Here is a 16,960-nt window from a genome sequence, read left to right as displayed (position 1 = left end):
AAGCTCTCTTAGGTGCTGGGGATGGTCAGTACCTGGCCGATATAGACCCGATCTGATTTAAGTTTGTTAGCCTGTTTCAGGGCATTGACCGAAACGCCATAGCGACTGGCGACCACACTTAACGACTCACCGCGAGAAATCTTATGACGGGTTGGACTCTGCGCCTTAATGGTAGCGAACAGGGAATCATCCGGTGGGTTCTGTTGATAATACCTGCGGATCGACTTAAACACCGCTTGCGCCAGTTTCTCCTGATGCCCCGCAGAAAGTAACAGTCGCTCTTCGTGGGGGTTGGAGATAAAGCCAGTTTCCACCAGGATTGACGGAATATCCGGAGACTTCAATACCCCCAGGCTTGCCGCCTGCGGGTAGCGTTTATGCATTTTGGCTACCTTGCTGAGCTCTTTAACCGCCTCCTCGGCAACCTTAAAGCCGGTCTTCATGGAGTGGTCCATGGACATATCAAGCAGCGTCTGCGCAAGGTATTTCTCGCTGGCGGTATCGCGAATGACATCCGCTGCACCACCGAGTAATTCCGAGTGTTTTTCCCTGTCCTCAATCCATTTACCAATTTCAGAGTTGGCGCGGCGTAGTGACAACACCCACACCGAGGCCCCTCTAGGCTGCGGGCTGGTAAAGGCATCGGCATGAATAGACACAAGAAAGTCGGCCTTACGCTCACGCGCCTTGGCGCTGCGCAAGTTCACCTTGATAAAGTAATCGCCACTGCGCACTAAATGGGCCTTCATACCACGCTCGGCATTGATCAGGCGTTCCAAGCGCTTAGCGATTTTCAAGGTGATGTCTTTTTCATAGGTGCCACTGGGGCCTATGGAGCCAGGGTCTTCTCCACCATGACCGGCATCAATGGCGATCACTATGTCACGATTCGTTTCAAGGAGACGGTTTTTTGGGGTTTTCTCGATGCTTTGGCCGTCGCTTTTATCGTATAAATCGATCACTAAACGGTCTTTATAGGGGCCGGTCGGCGCCAGCGCAAAGAGCACGGGTTTTGTTGGTTTAAGCAGCTCAAACACCACCCGGGTAGAACCGGCTTTTTTGGGCTTGCTGGCACGGATCACATCAACAAGCTGGTGTTTTTTTTCTATCTTTGGAAAATCATTATGTCGGGCGGTGTTATTGATATCCACCACCAGCCGGCGCGGATTACTCAGCATAAAAAAGCTGTAATCCGGCTTCTCGGCCATATCGAATACGATGCGGGTACTATCCGGCGACGGCCAAACCCGCACGCCTTCAATTTTATTTTGAGCCGAAACGGCCGCAGCCCACAACAGTAGTATGCAACTTAAGGTAATCTTGCTCGCGGTTGTAATTGTTTTAAGCATTGCCTTTTAACTTCGTTACTATGTCAGCGCCTCGCTCGGTATCGGCAAGGACGCTGATCTCACGCGCTTCACCGTTATATTCTAAGGTGATTTTTAAATCGGCGCGGGGGATCACCCCGGCCCCCTTACTGGGCCACTCTAGAATACATACGGCACTGTCATCAAAATAATCCCTGATACCCATAAATTCCAGCTCTTCGGGATCAGCTAATCGATATAAATCAAAATGATATATATTGACCTCGGGGAGCTCATAAGGTTCCACCAAGGTATAGGTGGGACTCTTAACCTTGCCTTTATGGCCCAGCCCTTGCACTAAGCCCCGACTTAGGGTGGTTTTACCGGCCCCCAGATCGCCATAGAGATAAATCACCACACCACCTGCCACTAATTTGGCGAGGCTGTTGCCAAAGGCCACGGTGGCCGCTTCATCGGCTAAATACTGGTGATATACATGACTCATCTATTGCTTATCCTACTAATGCTCTTAAAACTGGGAATAAATCGCTGGCTAATAGCCCCTTGCCGCCTTGCGCCGCCGCCTGCTCGGCAGCGAAACCATGCAAGTAGGCACCAAGGCAAGTGGCATCCTGGGCACTGAGTCCCTGGGCTAACAAAGCAGCAATAATACCAGATAATACATCACCCATCCCAGCGCTTGCTAGTACCTCGCTGCCACTGCTGTTGATCCACAGCCTTTGCTCACAACCGATCAAGGTACCCGGCCCTTTTAACAATACGCTTGCTTGATGACGTTTTGCCACTTCTCTCAGGGCAGCAAAGCGATTGGCTTCGACCTCACTCACGCTAATATTGAGCAGCCTGGCCGCCTCTTTTGGATGCGGCGTCAGCACCGCCGCCCTGAGCTCCTGAGGATTTTTTGCCAGCAAGTTTAGGGCATCGGCATCAAGTATCTTAACTTTATCCCTGCCCTGCTCTAAGACCTGGCGGAGCATCTCCTGAGCCCATTGGCATTGACCCAGTCCTGGCCCCACCACCAGCACCGAGGCCTTATCGATAAGCGGCGTTAACTGCTCGCGGCTCTCGACCCCATGCACCATCAACTCATAGCGCCCCTGTAAGACCGCCATTACGTTCTCGGGATGGGTGGCCACACTGACCAGACCGGCGCCACAGCGCAGTGCGGCTTCACTGGCCAAACGCGCGGCTCCGGCCATGCCTAAGCCACCACCTATCACCAACACATGGCCGGCATTGTTCTTATGGGCGCAGGGCAGGCGCTGCGGGCGCTTTCTCATCATCTCATCATGGACGAGACGGCGCGCCTTGGGCATACAGATATGGGCAAACGCCTGATCCACCCCCAGGGGTGCGAACCAGAGAAGGCCACATTGCGTTTTAGCACGCCCGGTAAGCATGCCCTGTTTTAAACCGATGAAGGTCAGGGTGTGGTGCGCGGCAAACGCCCCCTGATAAACTTCACCAGTTTTAGCATTAACACCACTGGGCACATCGATGGCAACGCGCACTGCAGGCAGTTCATTGAGGTGAGTAAAGGTGTCTTGCAGCTGCTGACTTAAGGGGCGGTCCAAGCCAATACCGAACACAGCATCTATGATCAGTTCGAACTGATGCAGATTGGGTTTGGCCACACACTCGCCACCGCCGCGCTGATAGCGCTGCATCATTTCTTTGGCATCGCTACCCAAATGGGCCAAAGACAGCAGAGGCCACACCTGCACCGAATAACCGGCACGCCTTAACTGCTCGGCGACAACAAAGCCGTCACCACCATTATTGCCACTGCCAACCACCACCAGCACCCGCTGGTTGTTGGCATAATGCGCCTGCACCCAAGCCGCTACCGCACCACCGGCGGTTTCCATCAGCTCGGTCATGCTTATGCCGCAGTGCTTGGCTGCTTGCGCCTCGTTTTCTCTTAACTGTTGGGGGCTGTAAGCCTGCTGTGGTAAATTAGTACTGTAGCTAAGATCCATGGTTGTTTACTTTTGCCTCAAGACACTATCAATTATCCTGAACTAGCCCAACAAATTAAGCAATGGGCAAGCGAACTGGGTTTTGCCGATGCCGCAATCTGTGATATCGATTTGCGCCAGCATGAAGCCCAATTGCAACGTTGGCTCGACTTGGGGTATCACGGCGAAATGAACTTTATGGCCGAGCATGGCACCAAGCGCTCTCGCCCGGACGAACTGGTGCCGGGCACGCAGCGGGTGATCTCCCTAAAAATGCACTATCTGCCCCCCGATGCAGGCTTCGCAAAAACCTTAAAGGACCCAAACCTGGCCTATATCAGTCGCTATGCCCTGGGCCGCGATTACCACAAGCTTATGCGCAACCGCATTAAGAAGCTAGGTCAGCGCATTAGCGAACGGGTAGAGAACCTTGGCTTTCGTCCTTTTGTCGACTCAGCTCCGGTTCTGGAGCGTCAGCTGGCCGCCAAGGCCGGTCTTGGCTTTACCGGCAAACACAGCCTAATTATCGATAAGCAGGCCGGTTCCTGGTTTTTCCTCGGGGAGCTGTTTGTCGATATCCCCCTACCGGTAGACGACCCGGCCGAACGCCTGGCCAGCCAGGGCGAGTGTGGCAACTGCGTGGCCTGTATGACCATGTGTCCAACCGGCGCCATCGTTGAACCCTTTGTGGTCGATGCCCGCAAATGTATCTCCTACCTGACCATAGAGCTTAAAGGTGCCATTCCCGAGCAATACCGCCAGGCCATGGGCAACCGTATTTATGGCTGTGATGATTGCCAGCTGATCTGCCCCTGGAACCGCTATGGCCAAATTACCGCCGAGCAAGACTTTCATGCCCGGGCACAACTGCGCGACCAAAGCCTGCTTGCCCTCTTTAGCTGGGATGAAGCAACCTTCTTAAAGAACACCGAGGGCAGCCCTATCCGCCGCATTGGCCATCAGCGCTGGCTTCGTAATATTGCCGTAGCCTTGGGTAATGCCCCTTACGATAAAACCATAGTGCAGGCTCTTGAGGCGCGACTGAGCGAGGCAGATGAGCTGGTTAGCGAGCATATTCATTGGGCATTGGCACAACAGCAAAACAAAGCACAGACCATAAAGGTCAAGGTTATTAGCACCGAGAAGAAGACCCAGCGCCTTATTCGAGCCGTGGAAAAAGGCTTGGTTCGGGACGCGTAGTTCGGGACGCGTAGATAGAGGCGCTTTGCGTCATCCCCTAACTAAGGCCGCCGAGCTGATCACATAACTGGGATAACCGTTTATCGGTCACTGCCACTAGGGCACACAACTGCTCGCGGAGATTGGCGTGGCGTTGCGGCGCCTGCTCCGGCATGGTCAAAATAAGCAGACTGACTTTGTCATAATTAACCAATAAATGCTGAGAAAACTCCTGCAAGCGACCCCGCCCTTTCAACATATCAAATAGTTCGATAACTATGGGAGAGCAGGTCCCCGCATGGGCCAGGTGCAACACCGTTCCGCCCAAACGTAATTCGACATTACTTTGCAATCCCAACTCCTGCACGGCATCGATCAGGGCCGCACCTAATTGCGCCGGCTCACCAAACTGGTCGATATGCACAGCGTAATTAAGCGCCGAATTCGTTTCACCGTCCTTTGACACCCCTTGCCCCGCCATCTCTACACTCTCTTGCTTAAGCTTGTGTAACTATAGTCAATAAAAGTAAAGCAGCAGCTATGAGGAGTCAGTTTATCCGACCCCCGAATAAGGCAGTGCCTAAGCAGCTAGCAAAATAGTATTAGCACCAAATCCAGGTGGACAATTAACAGCAGAAAGTACCAAACACTAAATTGGGAATCGGTCAAAGAGAATTGGGGATCTATGTCTGAAAAATCTTTAGGAGGAAAATTGGAGCGGCACACGAGGTTCGAACTCGTGACCTCAACCTTGGCAAGGTTGCGCTCTACCAGCTGAGCTAGTGCCGCTTCATAGGTCGCTCTTTGTTTTATCGCTGGTCGCAACCTGAGGTTGCGGCTTTGCAATTTAGCAGCTGAGCTAGTGCCGCTTCATAAATGCTCTGAGTTAAGATTCAAACGTTGAGCTACACGAGTGAAAATTTGGAGCGGCACACGAGGTTCGAACTCGTGACCTCAACCTTGGCAAGGTTGCGCTCTACCAGCTGAGCTAGTGCCGCTTCATAGGTCGCTCTTTGTTTTATCGCTGGTCGCAACCTGAGGATGCGGCTTTGCAATTTAGCAGCTGAGCTAGTGCTGCTTCATAAATGCTCTGAATTAAGATTCAAACGTTGAGCTAAACGAATGAAAATTTGGAGCGGCACACGAGGTTCGAACTCGTGACCTCAACCTTGGCAAGGTTGCGCTCTACCAGCTGAGCTAGTGCCGCTTCATAACGCTTAAATAAAAAACAATGCCGTTCGTCTTAAGCGGGGCAGGATTCTACAATATTGCCCCTTGTTTGCAAGCCCTTTTTAAGGATTTTTTTAAATTTTGAAGATTTCTGTACGATAAACCTGCAATTCCATGATCGAGTCCTTAATATCGTCCAAAGCCAGGTGTGATCCCTGCTTGGTTACCTTATCAAGAACCTCGGGCTGCCAGCGTCGTGCTAATTCTTTAATGGTACTGACATCGATATTGCGATAGTGGAAGTAGTTATCGAGCTCGGGCATATAACGCACTAGAAAACGGCGATCCTGACCGATGGAGTTACCACACAAGGGTGAAGCCCCCTTGGGTACCCACTGCTCTAAAAATGCCAGGGTTTCAGCCATGGCTTCTTGCTCCGTTATCTCACTGGCTTTGCACCGTGCCGTTAATCCCGACTTACCGTGTTGGTTAGTACACCACTCATCCATACCATCGAGCAATTCATCACTTTGTTTAATGGCGATCACCGGGCCCTGAGCAAGAATATTGAGCTCGCTGTCGGTAATTATGGTCGCTATTTCTAGAATTCGGTCATGCTCCGGGTCTAACCCTGTCATTTCCAAATCTAACCACACTAAATTTTTATCGTTCACGGCCATCTCAACCCAACCCTGCTTTACTTTCGGTTTAACGCAATAAGATATATCATATTAGCTTAACTCATAGACCTAAAGCTTTTTTAAAAAGGTTTAGACCAGCTAAGTACAGAGACCGCGTGGCAAAAAAGAAAAAACTGTCCAAAGGCCAAGCTCGACGCATTCGGGCGAATCATCAAAAGCGCTTACAACGCGCCAAAGAAAGCTCAGCCGACACCCAAACAACCGAATTCGATAACGATAACCTAGGCGCTCAAGAGCCAGGGGTTGTAGTCAGTCGCTTTGGCCAGCATGCCGACATAGAAACGCCCGACGGCGAAGTGCTGCGCTGTAATATTCGCCGCACCGTAACCAGTTTGGTCTGTGGCGATGAGGTGCTGTTTCGTCGCGCCAACGTTAGCGATGGCGATATTGCCGGCGTGGTTGAGCTGGTTGAAGAGCGTCGCTCTCAGCTTACCCGCCCGGACTTTTATGATGGCGTTAAAGTTGTGGCGGCCAACATCGACCAGATCATGATGGTGTCGGCGGTGGTGCCCGAGTTCAGCACACAAATTATCGATCGTTATATCGTCGCCTGTGAAGACATGGGCATTGCCCCGGTATTGCTGTTAAACAAGGTCGACATGCTTGATGATGAAGACCGCGACATGTTTATGGAAATACTCGCCGAGTATCATGAGCTAGGCTACGACATTCACCTGGTAAGCAGTCACAGTGGCGAAGGCATGGATAATCTCAAGGCTGAGCTGGTCGATAAAAACAGTATTTTCGTGGGCCAAAGTGGCGTCGGTAAATCAAGCCTGGTAAACGCCCTGCTTCCAGATGCCGAGATCCTCACCCAGGAAGTGTCCTCAAACAGTGGCCTGGGGCAACACACCACCACGGTCTCACGCCTGCACCACCTGCCAAGCGGCGGTAATCTGATCGACTCGCCGGGAATTCGGGAATTCGGTTTGTGGCATTTAGAGCCAGAGCGTGTGGCCTGGTGCTTTAAAGAGTTTCGTCAGTATTTAGGCGGCTGCAAGTTCAGAGACTGCAAGCACCTGGACGACCCGGGTTGTTTAATACGCGAAGCCGTTGATAATGGCGATATCACCGAGTTTCGCTTCGAAAACTACCACCGTATTATCGAGTCCATGGCGGATGGCCGCGCTGGAGCCCGTAATCCAAGAGTGTAAAGCGGGCGCATAAGGCCGTGCTATCATGCCCAATCAAGGCGCTGCCCGATTAGTAGGCTATGGTTTTTACTCCTTGATTTAGCTAACATTCGTAAAAATATTTTGAGAATTACACAGTGAACTTAGATAAAGTAAAAATTGCTTTTCAATATGCATTGCCAAAACACGGCGTTTCCCGCCTGGTTGGTAAGCTTGCCGCCGCGAAAGCCGGCAAACTAACGACCGCACTTATCAAGTTGTTTATTAAACAATACAAAATTGATATGAGCGAAGCATTGCATGAAGCCCCCGAGCATTACCAAACCTTTAATGAGTTTTTCACTCGTCCACTCAAGCCAGGTATTCGCCCATTAGCCGAGGATGCGAACATTATCGCCCACCCGGTCGATGGCGCCATTAGCCAATTAGGTGAGATTCTCGACGGTCAATTAGTGCAGGCCAAGGGTCATTACTACAGCCTTGAAGCTCTGTTAGGCGGTAAGGCCGAGGATGCCCAGCCATTCTTAGGCGGTAAATTTGCCACCATCTACCTGGCTCCCAAAGATTACCACCGTATCCATATGCCCGTCGATGGCACCCTTAAACGCATGATCTACGTGCCTGGCGATCTATTTTCGGTTAACCCGTTAACGGCGCAAAACGTGCCTAACCTGTTCGCTCGCAACGAGCGTGTGGTAGCCATCTTCGACACCGAAATAGGTCCGCTTGCCATGGTCTTGGTCGGCGCCACCATAGTAGCCAGTATCGAAACCATTTGGGCCGGCACGGTAACGCCACCAGCGGGTAAAGACGTATTCAGTTGGGACTATCCCAGCACCGGCGACCGTGCAGTGCACCTGAAAAAGGGTGACGAAATGGGCCGCTTTAAGCTGGGCTCTACCGTGGTCCTGGCTTGGGGTGCCAACCAGGCCGACTTCCTTAGCACTCAAGTGCCCGAGGCTGTCACTCGCATGGGCACACCTTTTGCGAAATTAGTCGACTAAGCTCTTACCCAGGATGGTCAGGTTATAATGCTGACCATCCATAGTGGCCACCTTAGGCAACTCCCCCCAATGGCTAAACCCGGCCTGTTTAAATAAACGAATACTCGGTATGTTATGGCTGAATATAAAGGCCAGCAGATTAGTCACGCCCAAGCGTTTCGCCTGCTGCTCGGCAAATGCCAGGCTCTGTTTTCCTAAGCCGCGACCACGCACCGATTCACACAAATATATGGCGACCTCCACGGTTTGCTCGTAGGCGGGGCGACCATAGAAGGACTTAAAACTGACCCAGCCGACCACCCGCTCCCCGTCTTTGCACACGTAGATGGGGCGCTTATCGTTATGGGATAAAAACCACTCTTGGCGCGACTCCACAGTTACCAACTCCGTGTCGGCAGTGACCATACGACTGGGGATGGTTTGATTATAAATGGCGACTATACTGGGTAAGTCTTCAATCTGAGCGGGTACAAACATAATTCAGCCACAAGTCCGGGTGATCTAATGTGCCGATACTAACCTATAAATTAAAACTAACAATATTCCGAGAGCGAACATGTTTAAATTATTTCTTGCCACCCTGCTGTCTTTGGGCTCAGGCCTGGCGTATGCCAATGACAACCAAGAGTGTGGCGACTTTACCGATATCGACGTGCGCAAACTGCGCTCCGAGCAAAGTATCAACCTGTGCCAATTTAAGGACTCGCCCTTGCTGATAGTGAACACCGCCAGCAACTGCGGCTTTACGCCTCAATTTAAAGAGCTCGAGCAGCTACATCAGAAGTATAAGGAGCAGGGCCTGGTCATTCTCGGCTTCCCATCCGACGATTTCTTTCAGGAAGAAGATGAGGAAAAAGACACCGCCAAGGTGTGCTTTATCAACTATGGGGTCACCTTTACCATGATGGCGCCGGTGTCGGTGCGCGGCTCCGATGCTCACCCTGTTTTTCAGTTTCTGAATGAGCAAACCAGTTCACCGAATTGGAATTTTTACAAATACCTGGTGAGTAAGGACAGGCAACAGGTGCAACGCTTTAACAGCCGCACTAAGCCGCTGTCGAGCGAACTAACCGCAGCAATTGAGCAGGCGCTAGAATGACAAAGGCCAAACTTTAGCTACAATTACGGTGGCCAACTTAAGGTTGGCAGGCTAGTCTTGTCTCTTTGATTATAAAGAATATATGGAGTGTAAACATGGCATTGGCAAGTGCGCGTCACATACTGGTAGACAACGAGGCCCTGTGTCTCGATCTGAAGGAGCAAATTGAGCAAGGCGCTGACTTTGCGGAACTGGCAAAACGACATTCGATGTGCCCAAGTTCGCAAGACGGCGGTGCGCTCGGTGAGTTTGGACCCGGTATGATGGTGCCCGAGTTTGATAAAGTCGTATTTTCTGCGCCCCTTAATGTGGTCCAGGGCCCGGTACAAACCCAATTCGGCTACCACCTTCTTGAGGTCACCAGCCGAAGCGATTAATTCCTTTAAATTTCAGTTGCATTGACCGCCAAGCCTGCTATGTTGGAGCTCTCGAACACAGACTCACGCTTACGGCAGGTTTGGCAATGCAATTGTATGGCTCCAACACGTCTCCTTTCGCTCGTCGCTTACGCATCTGGTGTGAACAGCACAATTTAGCGGTTTCTTATCAACATCTTGATATTTTTTCGCCCGACGGCAGAAAATTCCTTTTGGCGCACAGCCCTGTGGCTAAGATCCCTTTTTTGGTCGATGGCGAGCAGGTTATTTACGACTCCAATGTCATTTATGAATACCTAACGGCACACTTTAAGCTACCCGGCATGAGCTGGGATGAACGTAATCAATTCACCATGATCAACGCCGCCAATGACTCGGCCATCGAGCTGCTATTGAGTCAGCGTTCGGGCTTTGATACCAACGAAGAGCGTTTGTTTTTCGACTTACAAAAACAGCGCATTACCCTGTGCCTAAAGGCCTTAGAACAACAAGCTGGTATCATTGAGCATGCCTATGTACGTGCCAGTCTCTTTTGCTTGCTCGATTGGCTACAATTCAGGGAACTGCATGATTTAACGCCCTACCCGGCACTCATCGCTTTTTGGCAAGCGCTGCAAGCCTCGCCACAAGCACAAGCAACCGATCCAAGACAGGGATAATAAAACATGGCACATGACGACATTGAAATTGAATCGCAGTGGGAGTTGTTCTGCGAGCAGGTGCAACAAAGCCAAGAGGTGTGGTTACTCGGTAGTGATGACGGCGGTATCGCCTCGGTCAGCTCTGCCTACGACGACAACCAGGATGTGTTGCTTATGTGGCACAGTGAAGAGCTGGCTCAGGCCCAATGCACCGGTGATTGGCAAGGATTTACCCCATTTTCCTTATCCCTAGATGAAGTCCTTAAGGACTTTGCCCCTCAGTTGATAGACGACAATGTCATGGTCGGTATCAATTGGGATAATCAGGTCTGCACCGAGCTGTCGGCCAAGTCCTTGGTGAGCGCATTAACCGATTAATACGTTGTGAAAACCCATTTAGGCCGGCGGCCATTTACCAGTATGGAGTTGCATACCCTGTTTTCCGGGTATGTCTATGGTGATGACAAGCAAGCGCGTGAGCAGCCCAAGCATTGGCATTTTTGGCTGCCGCTGCTGGCCTATTACAGCGGTGGTTTTAGCGACGAACTGGCTTCCTTAGAGTTGGGTGATGTCGATATCGACAGCACCATCCCAGTGTTACACCTGCATACCCATGGCAAGATAAAGGCCCGTAAAATTCCTATTCACCCGCATTTATTTGCCTGCGGCCTGAGCGAGTACATAGATTTCGTCAGGACCCAGCAGCACAGCCGCTTATTGTTCGACCTACCGGCTAAGTCGGGACGTTACAGCGAAAAGGCCCGCATTTGGTTTTCCGGTGAGGGCGAGCGCGCCGGTTATATGCAAAAATGTCACCTGCCGACCGTGGATCAACAAGGCCACAAAACAGCGCTCAGCAGCCTGCGCCTTAATTTTGAGCAAAGCATTCGCATCAGCGCCATGCAGCTTAACTGCAAACCGGGTTTTTACTACCTGATGGGGCTAAAAGATTACCCCCAGGATGATTTTGCCGATCTGCGCACCCTGCAAAAGATTGTTCGCGGGGTACGCATAGTGAACGCCCATAGCCATTGGCGACGCTTTTGCGCTCGGAGTTAATCCTCACACACAAACGCCAGCTTATCGCCCTCGGGTAAATAACTCAGTCGGGTAATATTACCCTTACAGTAGCCGCTTAAATCATGCCATAGGCTGGCCGCCTTGGGACTTTGCAGCTGCTTTTGATACACCCGCCCGCCGTAGGCATAGGCGATTGTGTCCTCCTTGACCCAGGTGTAGTCCTGCACCCCCTGCGGCAAACGAAATAGCTGGGTCACGGTTTTCGTGTCCGGCGCAAAGGTGCTGAACCAGTTTTGCTGTTTTAGCTGCTGAGTAAAGGTAAAGGCTCCCAGTGCAGGATTATAGCTAAAGCCACGACCCGGGTTATCGGCCACATGATGGATATTCTCCGGCTCGGCCAGAGTAAAGTACTGGGCGCTATGCGGTTCACCTAGGGCAAACACCAGCAAGTCCTGCCGCGCTCCCCAAGCGTGATAACCTATGGTCAGGCCGTTATCCAGGATGCGTGTGCTTGGCGCCGACTCACCCAGGGGGTAGTACCACAACTTTTGGCTGCCATCGGGTTCAACTACCACGGCTGACAAGGCGTTTAAACCGGGCACCACGACCGACAAGGCATTTAAACCTGGCACCAGGGTAGGCGAATATTCGCTGTAAGCAGGGGTATTACTGATATTGCGGCGACCCTGGGTGGCGAAGTCATAAAAGAAGATCTCCTTCTGTGCCTGCTTATCGGTGCCGATTTCATAACTGTAGTAGACGCCATCCTTACTTATCGCCGGCTGATTACTGTAAGTCCCGCGCTCGCTCACCGCCAGCACCTCGGGCTGTCCCTGTTCATCCTGTTGCAACAGCAGTATTTGGCTCTGGGCCAGGGCCAACGGGCTGCAGCACAGCAGGCTTAATGCCTTTAAAGTCGTTAATTTCATTAGTGTTTTCGTTCTTGTTTTTGCTCTTAAACTTACCGCCCTATACTAGCGTGAAATCCGCTTTGGGCAAACCGCGGCCTTGATTTAACAGGGAACCCCCTTTATAAAGGGTATTTGAGTTAACAAACGATTAATCTTATGTCGGCCAAACATCCCATTGTCGCGATTACCGGTTCTTCAGGTGCTGGCACTACCACCACCACCAATGCCATTAAGCATATTTTCCGCAGCCTAGACGTCAATGCCGCATTTATCGAAGGCGATAGCTTCCACCGCTATACCCGTCCCGAAATGGATAAAAAAATACGCGAAGCAGAACAACAGGGCCGGCATATCAGTTATTTCGGCCGCGAGGCCAATGATTTTGCCGCCCTTGAAAAGCTATTTACCAACTACGGTGAAACCGGCAGCGGCAAGGTCCGTCGTTATCTACACACCTTCGACGAAGCCGTACCCTACAACCAGCTACCGGGAACCTTCACGCCCTGGCAGGATTTAGAAAGCGGCACCGACCTTATGTTCTATGAGGGCTTACACGGCGGTGTGGTGGATGAAGAGCATGACGTGGCTAAACATGTTGACCTCTTGATTGGCATGGTGCCCATCATCAATCTAGAGTGGATACAAAAACTGATCCGCGATACCTCGGAGCGAGGCCATTCCCGAGAGGCGGTCATGGACTCCATACTGCGCAGCATGGATGATTATGTTAATCACATCACCCCGCAATTCTCGCGCACCCATATTAACTTTCAGCGCGTGCCCACGGTCGATACCTCCAACCCTTTTAGTGCCAAAGATATCCCCTCGCTGGATGAGAGCTTTGTGGTGATCCGTTTTCGCGGTATCGACAGCGTCGACTTCCCTTATTTTCTACAGATGATAGATGGCAGCTTTATGTCGCGAATGAACACACTGGTGGTGCCCGGTGGTAAGATGGGTTTGGCGATGGAGTTGTTGCTGACGCCACTGATCAAAGAATTATTAGTGAAGAAACGCGCCTTGGAACATTTAGCACCAGCCGATTTACCTATCTAGCCGGTGCTATCAATGACTTATGCGTCGGGAAGGTTGCGACCGTAGAAGATCTCTTGGATCTCGCGGTTTAAACGCTCACGGATTTCTTCCTGCTCGCTTTCTTCAAGCTCGTCGGTGGTAACACCGAACAGGTAGGTATTGAGATCCGTTTCCTTAAGCATCATCTTGGTGTGGAACAGGTTTTCCTGGTACACATTCACGTCCATCATCTGATACAACTCTTTGGTATCGTCGGTCATGTAATTCTGAATCGAATTAATGGCATGGTCGATATAATGCTTCACACCGTTCACGTCACGGGTAAAACCACGTACACGGTAGTCGATGGTTACCACGTCCGACTCCAACGAGTGGATCAGGAAGTTCAACGCTTTTAGCGGCGAAATAATGCCACAGGTCGACACTTCAATATCGGCACGGAAGGTACAAATACCATCGTGTGGGTGCGACTCCGGATAGGTGTGTACACAAATATGGCTTTTATCCAAGTGCGCAACCACAGACTCGGGCAAAGGCCCCGGCGTTTCTTCGCTGTCAAAGCTCTGTTCGTCTACCGGTTCTTCCGAGATCAGAATAGTTACACTGGCCCCTTGAGGGTCGTAATCCTGACGGGCAACATTAAGAATATTGGCGCCAATAATGTCAACGACTTCACCAAGAATGTCCGTAAGACGATCAGCACTGTATTGCTCATCAATATATTCGATGTATTCTTTACGCTGTTGCTCTGTTTTTGCATAGCAAATATCGTAAATACTAAAACTTAAGCTTTTGGTTAAGTTATTAAAACCATGGAGCTTAATTTTATCAAAGGGCTTGTTCACTATAAACCAACCTCAAACCTAGTCACAAAAGCCACTCAGGGACTCAAAAAAGAGCGCGGATTTTAGCCCAATTTGGTCCCCTTAAAAAGCACTTTTTAAACGATTTCTTGTACTTCAAAACTATGGGTTATTTGCACCGACTTTTCCAGCATAATTGCCACCGAGCAATATTTATCTGCGGACAGGGATACGGCACGCTCAACATGCTTCTCGCTCACCTCAGTTCCGGTCACAATAAAGTGCAAATTAATCTTGGTAAACACCCGTGGTGTAGTCTCAGCACGCTCTCCACTGAGCTGTACCTGCACACCCGTTACCTGCTGGCGTGCTTTTTTTAGAATGCTCACTACATCCACCGATGAACATGCGCCGGCCGACATTAATACCATTTCCATTGGCGATGGCGCCTTAGGATCACTGCCGGTATCAAACACCACGTTGTGGCCAGAATGTGAAGTACCGATAAAGGTGTCGCCCTCGACCCACTTTACGTTTGCTTGCATGTTAACCTCGTTGTTTAAATTAAAATCTCAGCGATTGTAAAGCAGCACGCCGATGATGCAAACCTGCATTTATCACTGCTGCGATGATTGCGCCAAAGCGCAGGACGAGCTGTTATCAAGCCCGGCAGCAATGGCATTATCGAAGAGGTTTTTAACCAAGCCGGCAAATTCATCGATAAAGGCACGCTGCTCTTTGGTCACCGGCTGATTCACCACTCGGCTCAACACCTCCTGCAGGTCATAGACGATGCCATCCACCTCACGAACTATCTGCCCGCGTTGCTCGGTATCTAGCCCACTGTGCTGCTGACACAGCAGCATCACATGCTCGGCTATCACGTCCTCTATTAAGGCCATAACGCTCGGCGCATTCGCTTCCACCACTCCGGGCTTTTCAAATAAGGCTAAATTTTGTGTTAGGTACATGATCAGTTCATCATACCCGGGTTGCTCGACTACCATTAAGCACCTAATTCTTATAAGAAATGTTCTAGATTTAACCAGAAAGCCCAGGCAAAAGCCAGCGTGCCCCAAAAAGACAAAAAGCAGCCTAAGCTGCTTTTTCATTCATTTAGAATGCGCTCTTAATCCAGGCTTAGGCCCGGACTTAGTTTTTCCGGCAGGGTAAGCTGCTCTAGCTCGACCGAGGCAACCGGGTAGGCGCAGTAATCGGCGGCATAGTAGGCACTCGCTCTGTGGTTGCCCGAGGCGCCGATACCACCGAAGGGTGCCGCACTTGAGGCGCCGGTGATAGGACGGTTCCAGTTGACGATACCGGCACGAATACGACGCAAGAAGTATTCATAATCCGCTTCGTTATCACCCAGTAGGCCGGCAGACAAACCATAGGCGGTATCGTTGGCTTTCTCGATGGCGCTATCGAAGTCGGTGTAACGGAAAACCTTAAGCAGTGGACCAAAGTGCTCGTCATCCGGGAAATTGCTTACCGAGGTACATTCAATAATCCCCGGAGTAACAAAGCCGGTGCCAGCGGTATGGGTAAGCTCTAGCAAGGGCTGAGCACCCAGCTCAATGAGCTGCTGCTGCGCCGCCACCATGCCCTTGGCCGCCGCCTCGGAGATCATCGAGCCCATAAACGGCTGCTCGGCGGCGTCATAGTCGCCAACCTTGATGTTTTTAGTGGCGCTAAGCAGCTGCGCCAAAATGGCATCACCCAACTCGCCTTCAGGCAAGAAGAGCTTGCGCGCACAGGTACAACGTTGGCCACTGGAAATAAACGCCGACTGGATAATATCGTGCACCGCCGCCTTGATATCGCTCACATCTTTAACGATAAGCGGGTTGTTGCCACCCATTTCCAAGGCCAGGATTTTGCCCGGCTGACCGGCAAACTGCTCATGCAGGATATGACCGGTGCGCGATGAGCCGGTAAAGAATAGACCATCGATACCTGGGTGTGAGGCCAAGGCCTTACCGGTTTCAACTTCACCCTGTACCAGGTTGATGACACCATCGGGCAGACCCGCTTGTTGCCATAGCTTCAAGGTAAACTCGGCTACTGCCGGAGTCAGCTCCGATGGCTTAAACACCACGGTATTACCCGCCAATAGCGCAGGTACAATGTGACCGTTAGGCAGGTGACCTGGGAAGTTATAAGGGCCAAATACCGCTACCACACCGTGGGCACGATGACGAATAACGGCTTTACCTACCGGCATGGCATTTTCTACCGTGCCGGTACGCTCCTGATACGCTTTTTCTGAAATCGCCACCTTACCCACCATGGCGGCGGCTTCGGTGCGCGTTTCCCATAGCGGCTTACCGGTTTCTTGGGCGATAATAACCGCCAGCTCTTCGCTGTTCGCCTTAAGCTGCTCGGCGAAGGCCTGTACTACGGCTAGGCGCTCGGCAAAGCTTTTATCCGACCAAGGGATAAAAGCGGCACGCGCCGCCACAACGGCGTCATTGACCTGCTCTGCGGTGGCGCTGTTGGCCTGCCAAAGCTGTTCGTTGTTAGCCGGGTTTACCGAGCTAACCGCATGGCCTTGGCCCGCAAGCCACTGACCATTAATAAATTGTGCTGGATGAGACATAA

20 protein-coding genes and 3 tRNA genes are annotated in these 16,960 nt (G+C 51.3%); 9 read left to right on the top strand and 14 right to left on the bottom strand.

Features of this window, described 5'->3' with window-relative positions:
* Positions 1-8: 8 nt before the first annotated feature.
* From KD147_RS06175 to KD147_RS06165, 3 genes are read right to left on the bottom strand one after another with little or no spacing between them, the layout of a single operon-like run.
* Positions 9-1,349, bottom strand: coding sequence for an N-acetylmuramoyl-L-alanine amidase (locus KD147_RS06175; protein ID WP_212547237.1), 1,341 nt, complete (start codon positions 1,347-1,349; stop codon positions 9-11).
* Positions 1,342-1,812, bottom strand: coding sequence for a tRNA (adenosine(37)-N6)-threonylcarbamoyltransferase complex ATPase subunit type 1 TsaE (gene tsaE / locus KD147_RS06170; RefSeq protein WP_105253683.1), 471 nt, complete (start codon positions 1,810-1,812; stop codon positions 1,342-1,344). The genes KD147_RS06175 and tsaE overlap by 8 nt, the downstream gene beginning before the upstream one ends.
* A 7-nt stretch (positions 1,813-1,819) precedes the next feature.
* A complete protein-coding gene (locus tag KD147_RS06165) occupies positions 1,820-3,307 on the bottom strand; it encodes an NAD(P)H-hydrate dehydratase (protein WP_212547236.1) in 1,488 nt (495 codons plus the stop codon).
* A 12-nt stretch (positions 3,308-3,319) separates the two neighbouring features.
* Between KD147_RS06165 and queG the strand changes: the two genes are divergently transcribed.
* Positions 3,320-4,486, top strand: coding sequence for a tRNA epoxyqueuosine(34) reductase QueG (gene queG, locus KD147_RS06160; protein ID WP_105253682.1), 1,167 nt, complete (start codon positions 3,320-3,322; stop codon positions 4,484-4,486).
* Positions 4,487-4,523: 37 nt separating this feature from the next.
* Here queG and KD147_RS06155 read toward each other — a convergent pair whose 3' ends face one another.
* The 5 genes from KD147_RS06155 to orn all read right to left on the bottom strand — a co-directional run bounded on the left by KD147_RS06155 (position 4,524) and on the right by orn (position 6,315).
* Entirely contained in the window at positions 4,524-4,946 is a 423-nt protein-coding gene (locus tag KD147_RS06155; protein ID WP_105253681.1) for a hypothetical protein, read from the bottom strand.
* A 232-nt stretch (positions 4,947-5,178) separates the two neighbouring features.
* Positions 5,179-5,254 (bottom strand) — tRNA-Gly (locus KD147_RS06150).
* A gap of 133 nt (positions 5,255-5,387) precedes the next feature.
* Positions 5,388-5,463: transfer RNA gene (locus tag KD147_RS06145), tRNA-Gly, on the bottom strand.
* A gap of 133 nt (positions 5,464-5,596) precedes the next feature.
* Positions 5,597-5,672 (bottom strand) — tRNA-Gly (locus tag KD147_RS06140).
* Between the two features lie 97 nt (positions 5,673-5,769).
* The gene (orn, locus tag KD147_RS06135) at positions 5,770-6,315 is read right to left on the bottom strand and encodes an oligoribonuclease (protein ID WP_105253680.1); all 546 of its coding nucleotides are present in this window, start codon (positions 6,313-6,315) and stop codon (positions 5,770-5,772) included.
* Between the two features lie 116 nt (positions 6,316-6,431).
* Here orn and rsgA point away from each other — a divergent pair, with 116 nt between their 5' ends.
* Complete coding sequence (gene rsgA / locus KD147_RS06130) at positions 6,432-7,490, top strand: small ribosomal subunit biogenesis GTPase RsgA (RefSeq protein ID WP_212547235.1); 1,059 nt, start codon at positions 6,432-6,434, stop codon at positions 7,488-7,490.
* A gap of 116 nt (positions 7,491-7,606) precedes the next feature.
* Entirely contained in the window at positions 7,607-8,473 is an 867-nt protein-coding gene (gene asd, locus KD147_RS06125; protein WP_212547234.1) for an archaetidylserine decarboxylase, read from the top strand.
* On the opposite strand, the gene KD147_RS06120 is transcribed toward asd, so the two are convergent.
* Entirely contained in the window at positions 8,462-8,950 is a 489-nt protein-coding gene (locus tag KD147_RS06120) for a GNAT family N-acetyltransferase (protein ID WP_212547233.1), read from the bottom strand. The two genes, asd and KD147_RS06120, sit on opposite strands and share 12 nt — an antisense overlap.
* A 79-nt stretch (positions 8,951-9,029) precedes the next feature.
* On the opposite strand from KD147_RS06120, the gene KD147_RS06115 reads away from it, so the two are divergent.
* The 5 genes from KD147_RS06115 to KD147_RS06095 all read left to right on the top strand — a co-directional run bounded on the left by KD147_RS06115 (position 9,030) and on the right by KD147_RS06095 (position 11,649).
* Positions 9,030-9,572 (top strand): glutathione peroxidase, encoded by a 543-nt coding sequence (locus KD147_RS06115; protein ID WP_105253676.1) that lies wholly within the window; start codon positions 9,030-9,032, stop codon positions 9,570-9,572.
* A gap of 95 nt (positions 9,573-9,667) precedes the next feature.
* On the top strand, positions 9,668-9,949 hold the full coding sequence (locus KD147_RS06110) for a peptidylprolyl isomerase (RefSeq protein ID WP_105187967.1): 282 nt from the start codon (positions 9,668-9,670) through the stop codon (positions 9,947-9,949).
* An 86-nt stretch (positions 9,950-10,035) separates the two neighbouring features.
* Complete coding sequence (locus KD147_RS06105) at positions 10,036-10,608, top strand: glutathione S-transferase family protein (protein WP_212547232.1); 573 nt, start codon at positions 10,036-10,038, stop codon at positions 10,606-10,608.
* A 6-nt stretch (positions 10,609-10,614) separates the two neighbouring features.
* A complete protein-coding gene (locus KD147_RS06100; protein ID WP_212547231.1) occupies positions 10,615-10,968 on the top strand; it encodes a DUF2750 domain-containing protein in 354 nt (117 codons plus the stop codon).
* A gap of 6 nt (positions 10,969-10,974) precedes the next feature.
* On the top strand, positions 10,975-11,649 hold the full coding sequence (locus KD147_RS06095) for a site-specific integrase (RefSeq protein ID WP_212547230.1): 675 nt from the start codon (positions 10,975-10,977) through the stop codon (positions 11,647-11,649).
* Here the strand turns inward: KD147_RS06095 and KD147_RS06090 are convergent.
* Positions 11,646-12,539 carry a hypothetical protein gene (locus KD147_RS06090; RefSeq protein ID WP_212547229.1) on the bottom strand — a complete coding sequence of 298 codons (894 nt, stop codon included), beginning with the start codon at positions 12,537-12,539 and terminating at the stop codon, positions 11,646-11,648. The two genes, KD147_RS06095 and KD147_RS06090, sit on opposite strands and share 4 nt — an antisense overlap.
* A gap of 138 nt (positions 12,540-12,677) precedes the next feature.
* On the opposite strand from KD147_RS06090, the gene KD147_RS06085 reads away from it, so the two are divergent.
* Positions 12,678-13,577: a phosphoribulokinase gene (locus KD147_RS06085; RefSeq protein ID WP_105187972.1), complete on the top strand. Its 900-nt coding sequence runs from the start codon at positions 12,678-12,680 to the stop codon at positions 13,575-13,577.
* A 17-nt stretch (positions 13,578-13,594) separates the two neighbouring features.
* Here the strand turns inward: KD147_RS06085 and speD are convergent, their stop codons facing one another.
* The 4 genes from speD to astD form a co-directional block, all read right to left on the bottom strand.
* On the bottom strand, positions 13,595-14,401 hold the full coding sequence (gene speD, locus KD147_RS06080) for an adenosylmethionine decarboxylase (RefSeq protein WP_105253672.1): 807 nt from the start codon (positions 14,399-14,401) through the stop codon (positions 13,595-13,597).
* Between the two features lie 95 nt (positions 14,402-14,496).
* The gene (locus KD147_RS06075) at positions 14,497-14,904 is read right to left on the bottom strand and encodes an OsmC family protein (protein ID WP_105253671.1); all 408 of its coding nucleotides are present in this window, start codon (positions 14,902-14,904) and stop codon (positions 14,497-14,499) included.
* Positions 14,905-14,976: 72 nt separating this feature from the next.
* The gene (locus KD147_RS06070; protein ID WP_212547228.1) at positions 14,977-15,366 is read right to left on the bottom strand and encodes a DUF3802 family protein; all 390 of its coding nucleotides are present in this window, start codon (positions 15,364-15,366) and stop codon (positions 14,977-14,979) included.
* Positions 15,367-15,488: 122 nt separating this feature from the next.
* Positions 15,489-16,958 carry a succinylglutamate-semialdehyde dehydrogenase gene (gene astD / locus KD147_RS06065; protein ID WP_105253669.1) on the bottom strand — a complete coding sequence of 490 codons (1,470 nt, stop codon included), beginning with the start codon at positions 16,956-16,958 and terminating at the stop codon, positions 15,489-15,491.
* Between the last annotated feature and the right edge of the window lie 2 nt (positions 16,959-16,960).

This window comes from Pseudoalteromonas sp. BDTF-M6, assembly GCF_018334135.1.
Taxonomy (GTDB): domain Bacteria; phylum Pseudomonadota; class Gammaproteobacteria; order Enterobacterales; family Alteromonadaceae; genus Pseudoalteromonas.
The sequence above is the reverse complement of the archived record's forward strand: the minus strand, read 5'-3'. Positions and strand labels throughout refer to the sequence as shown.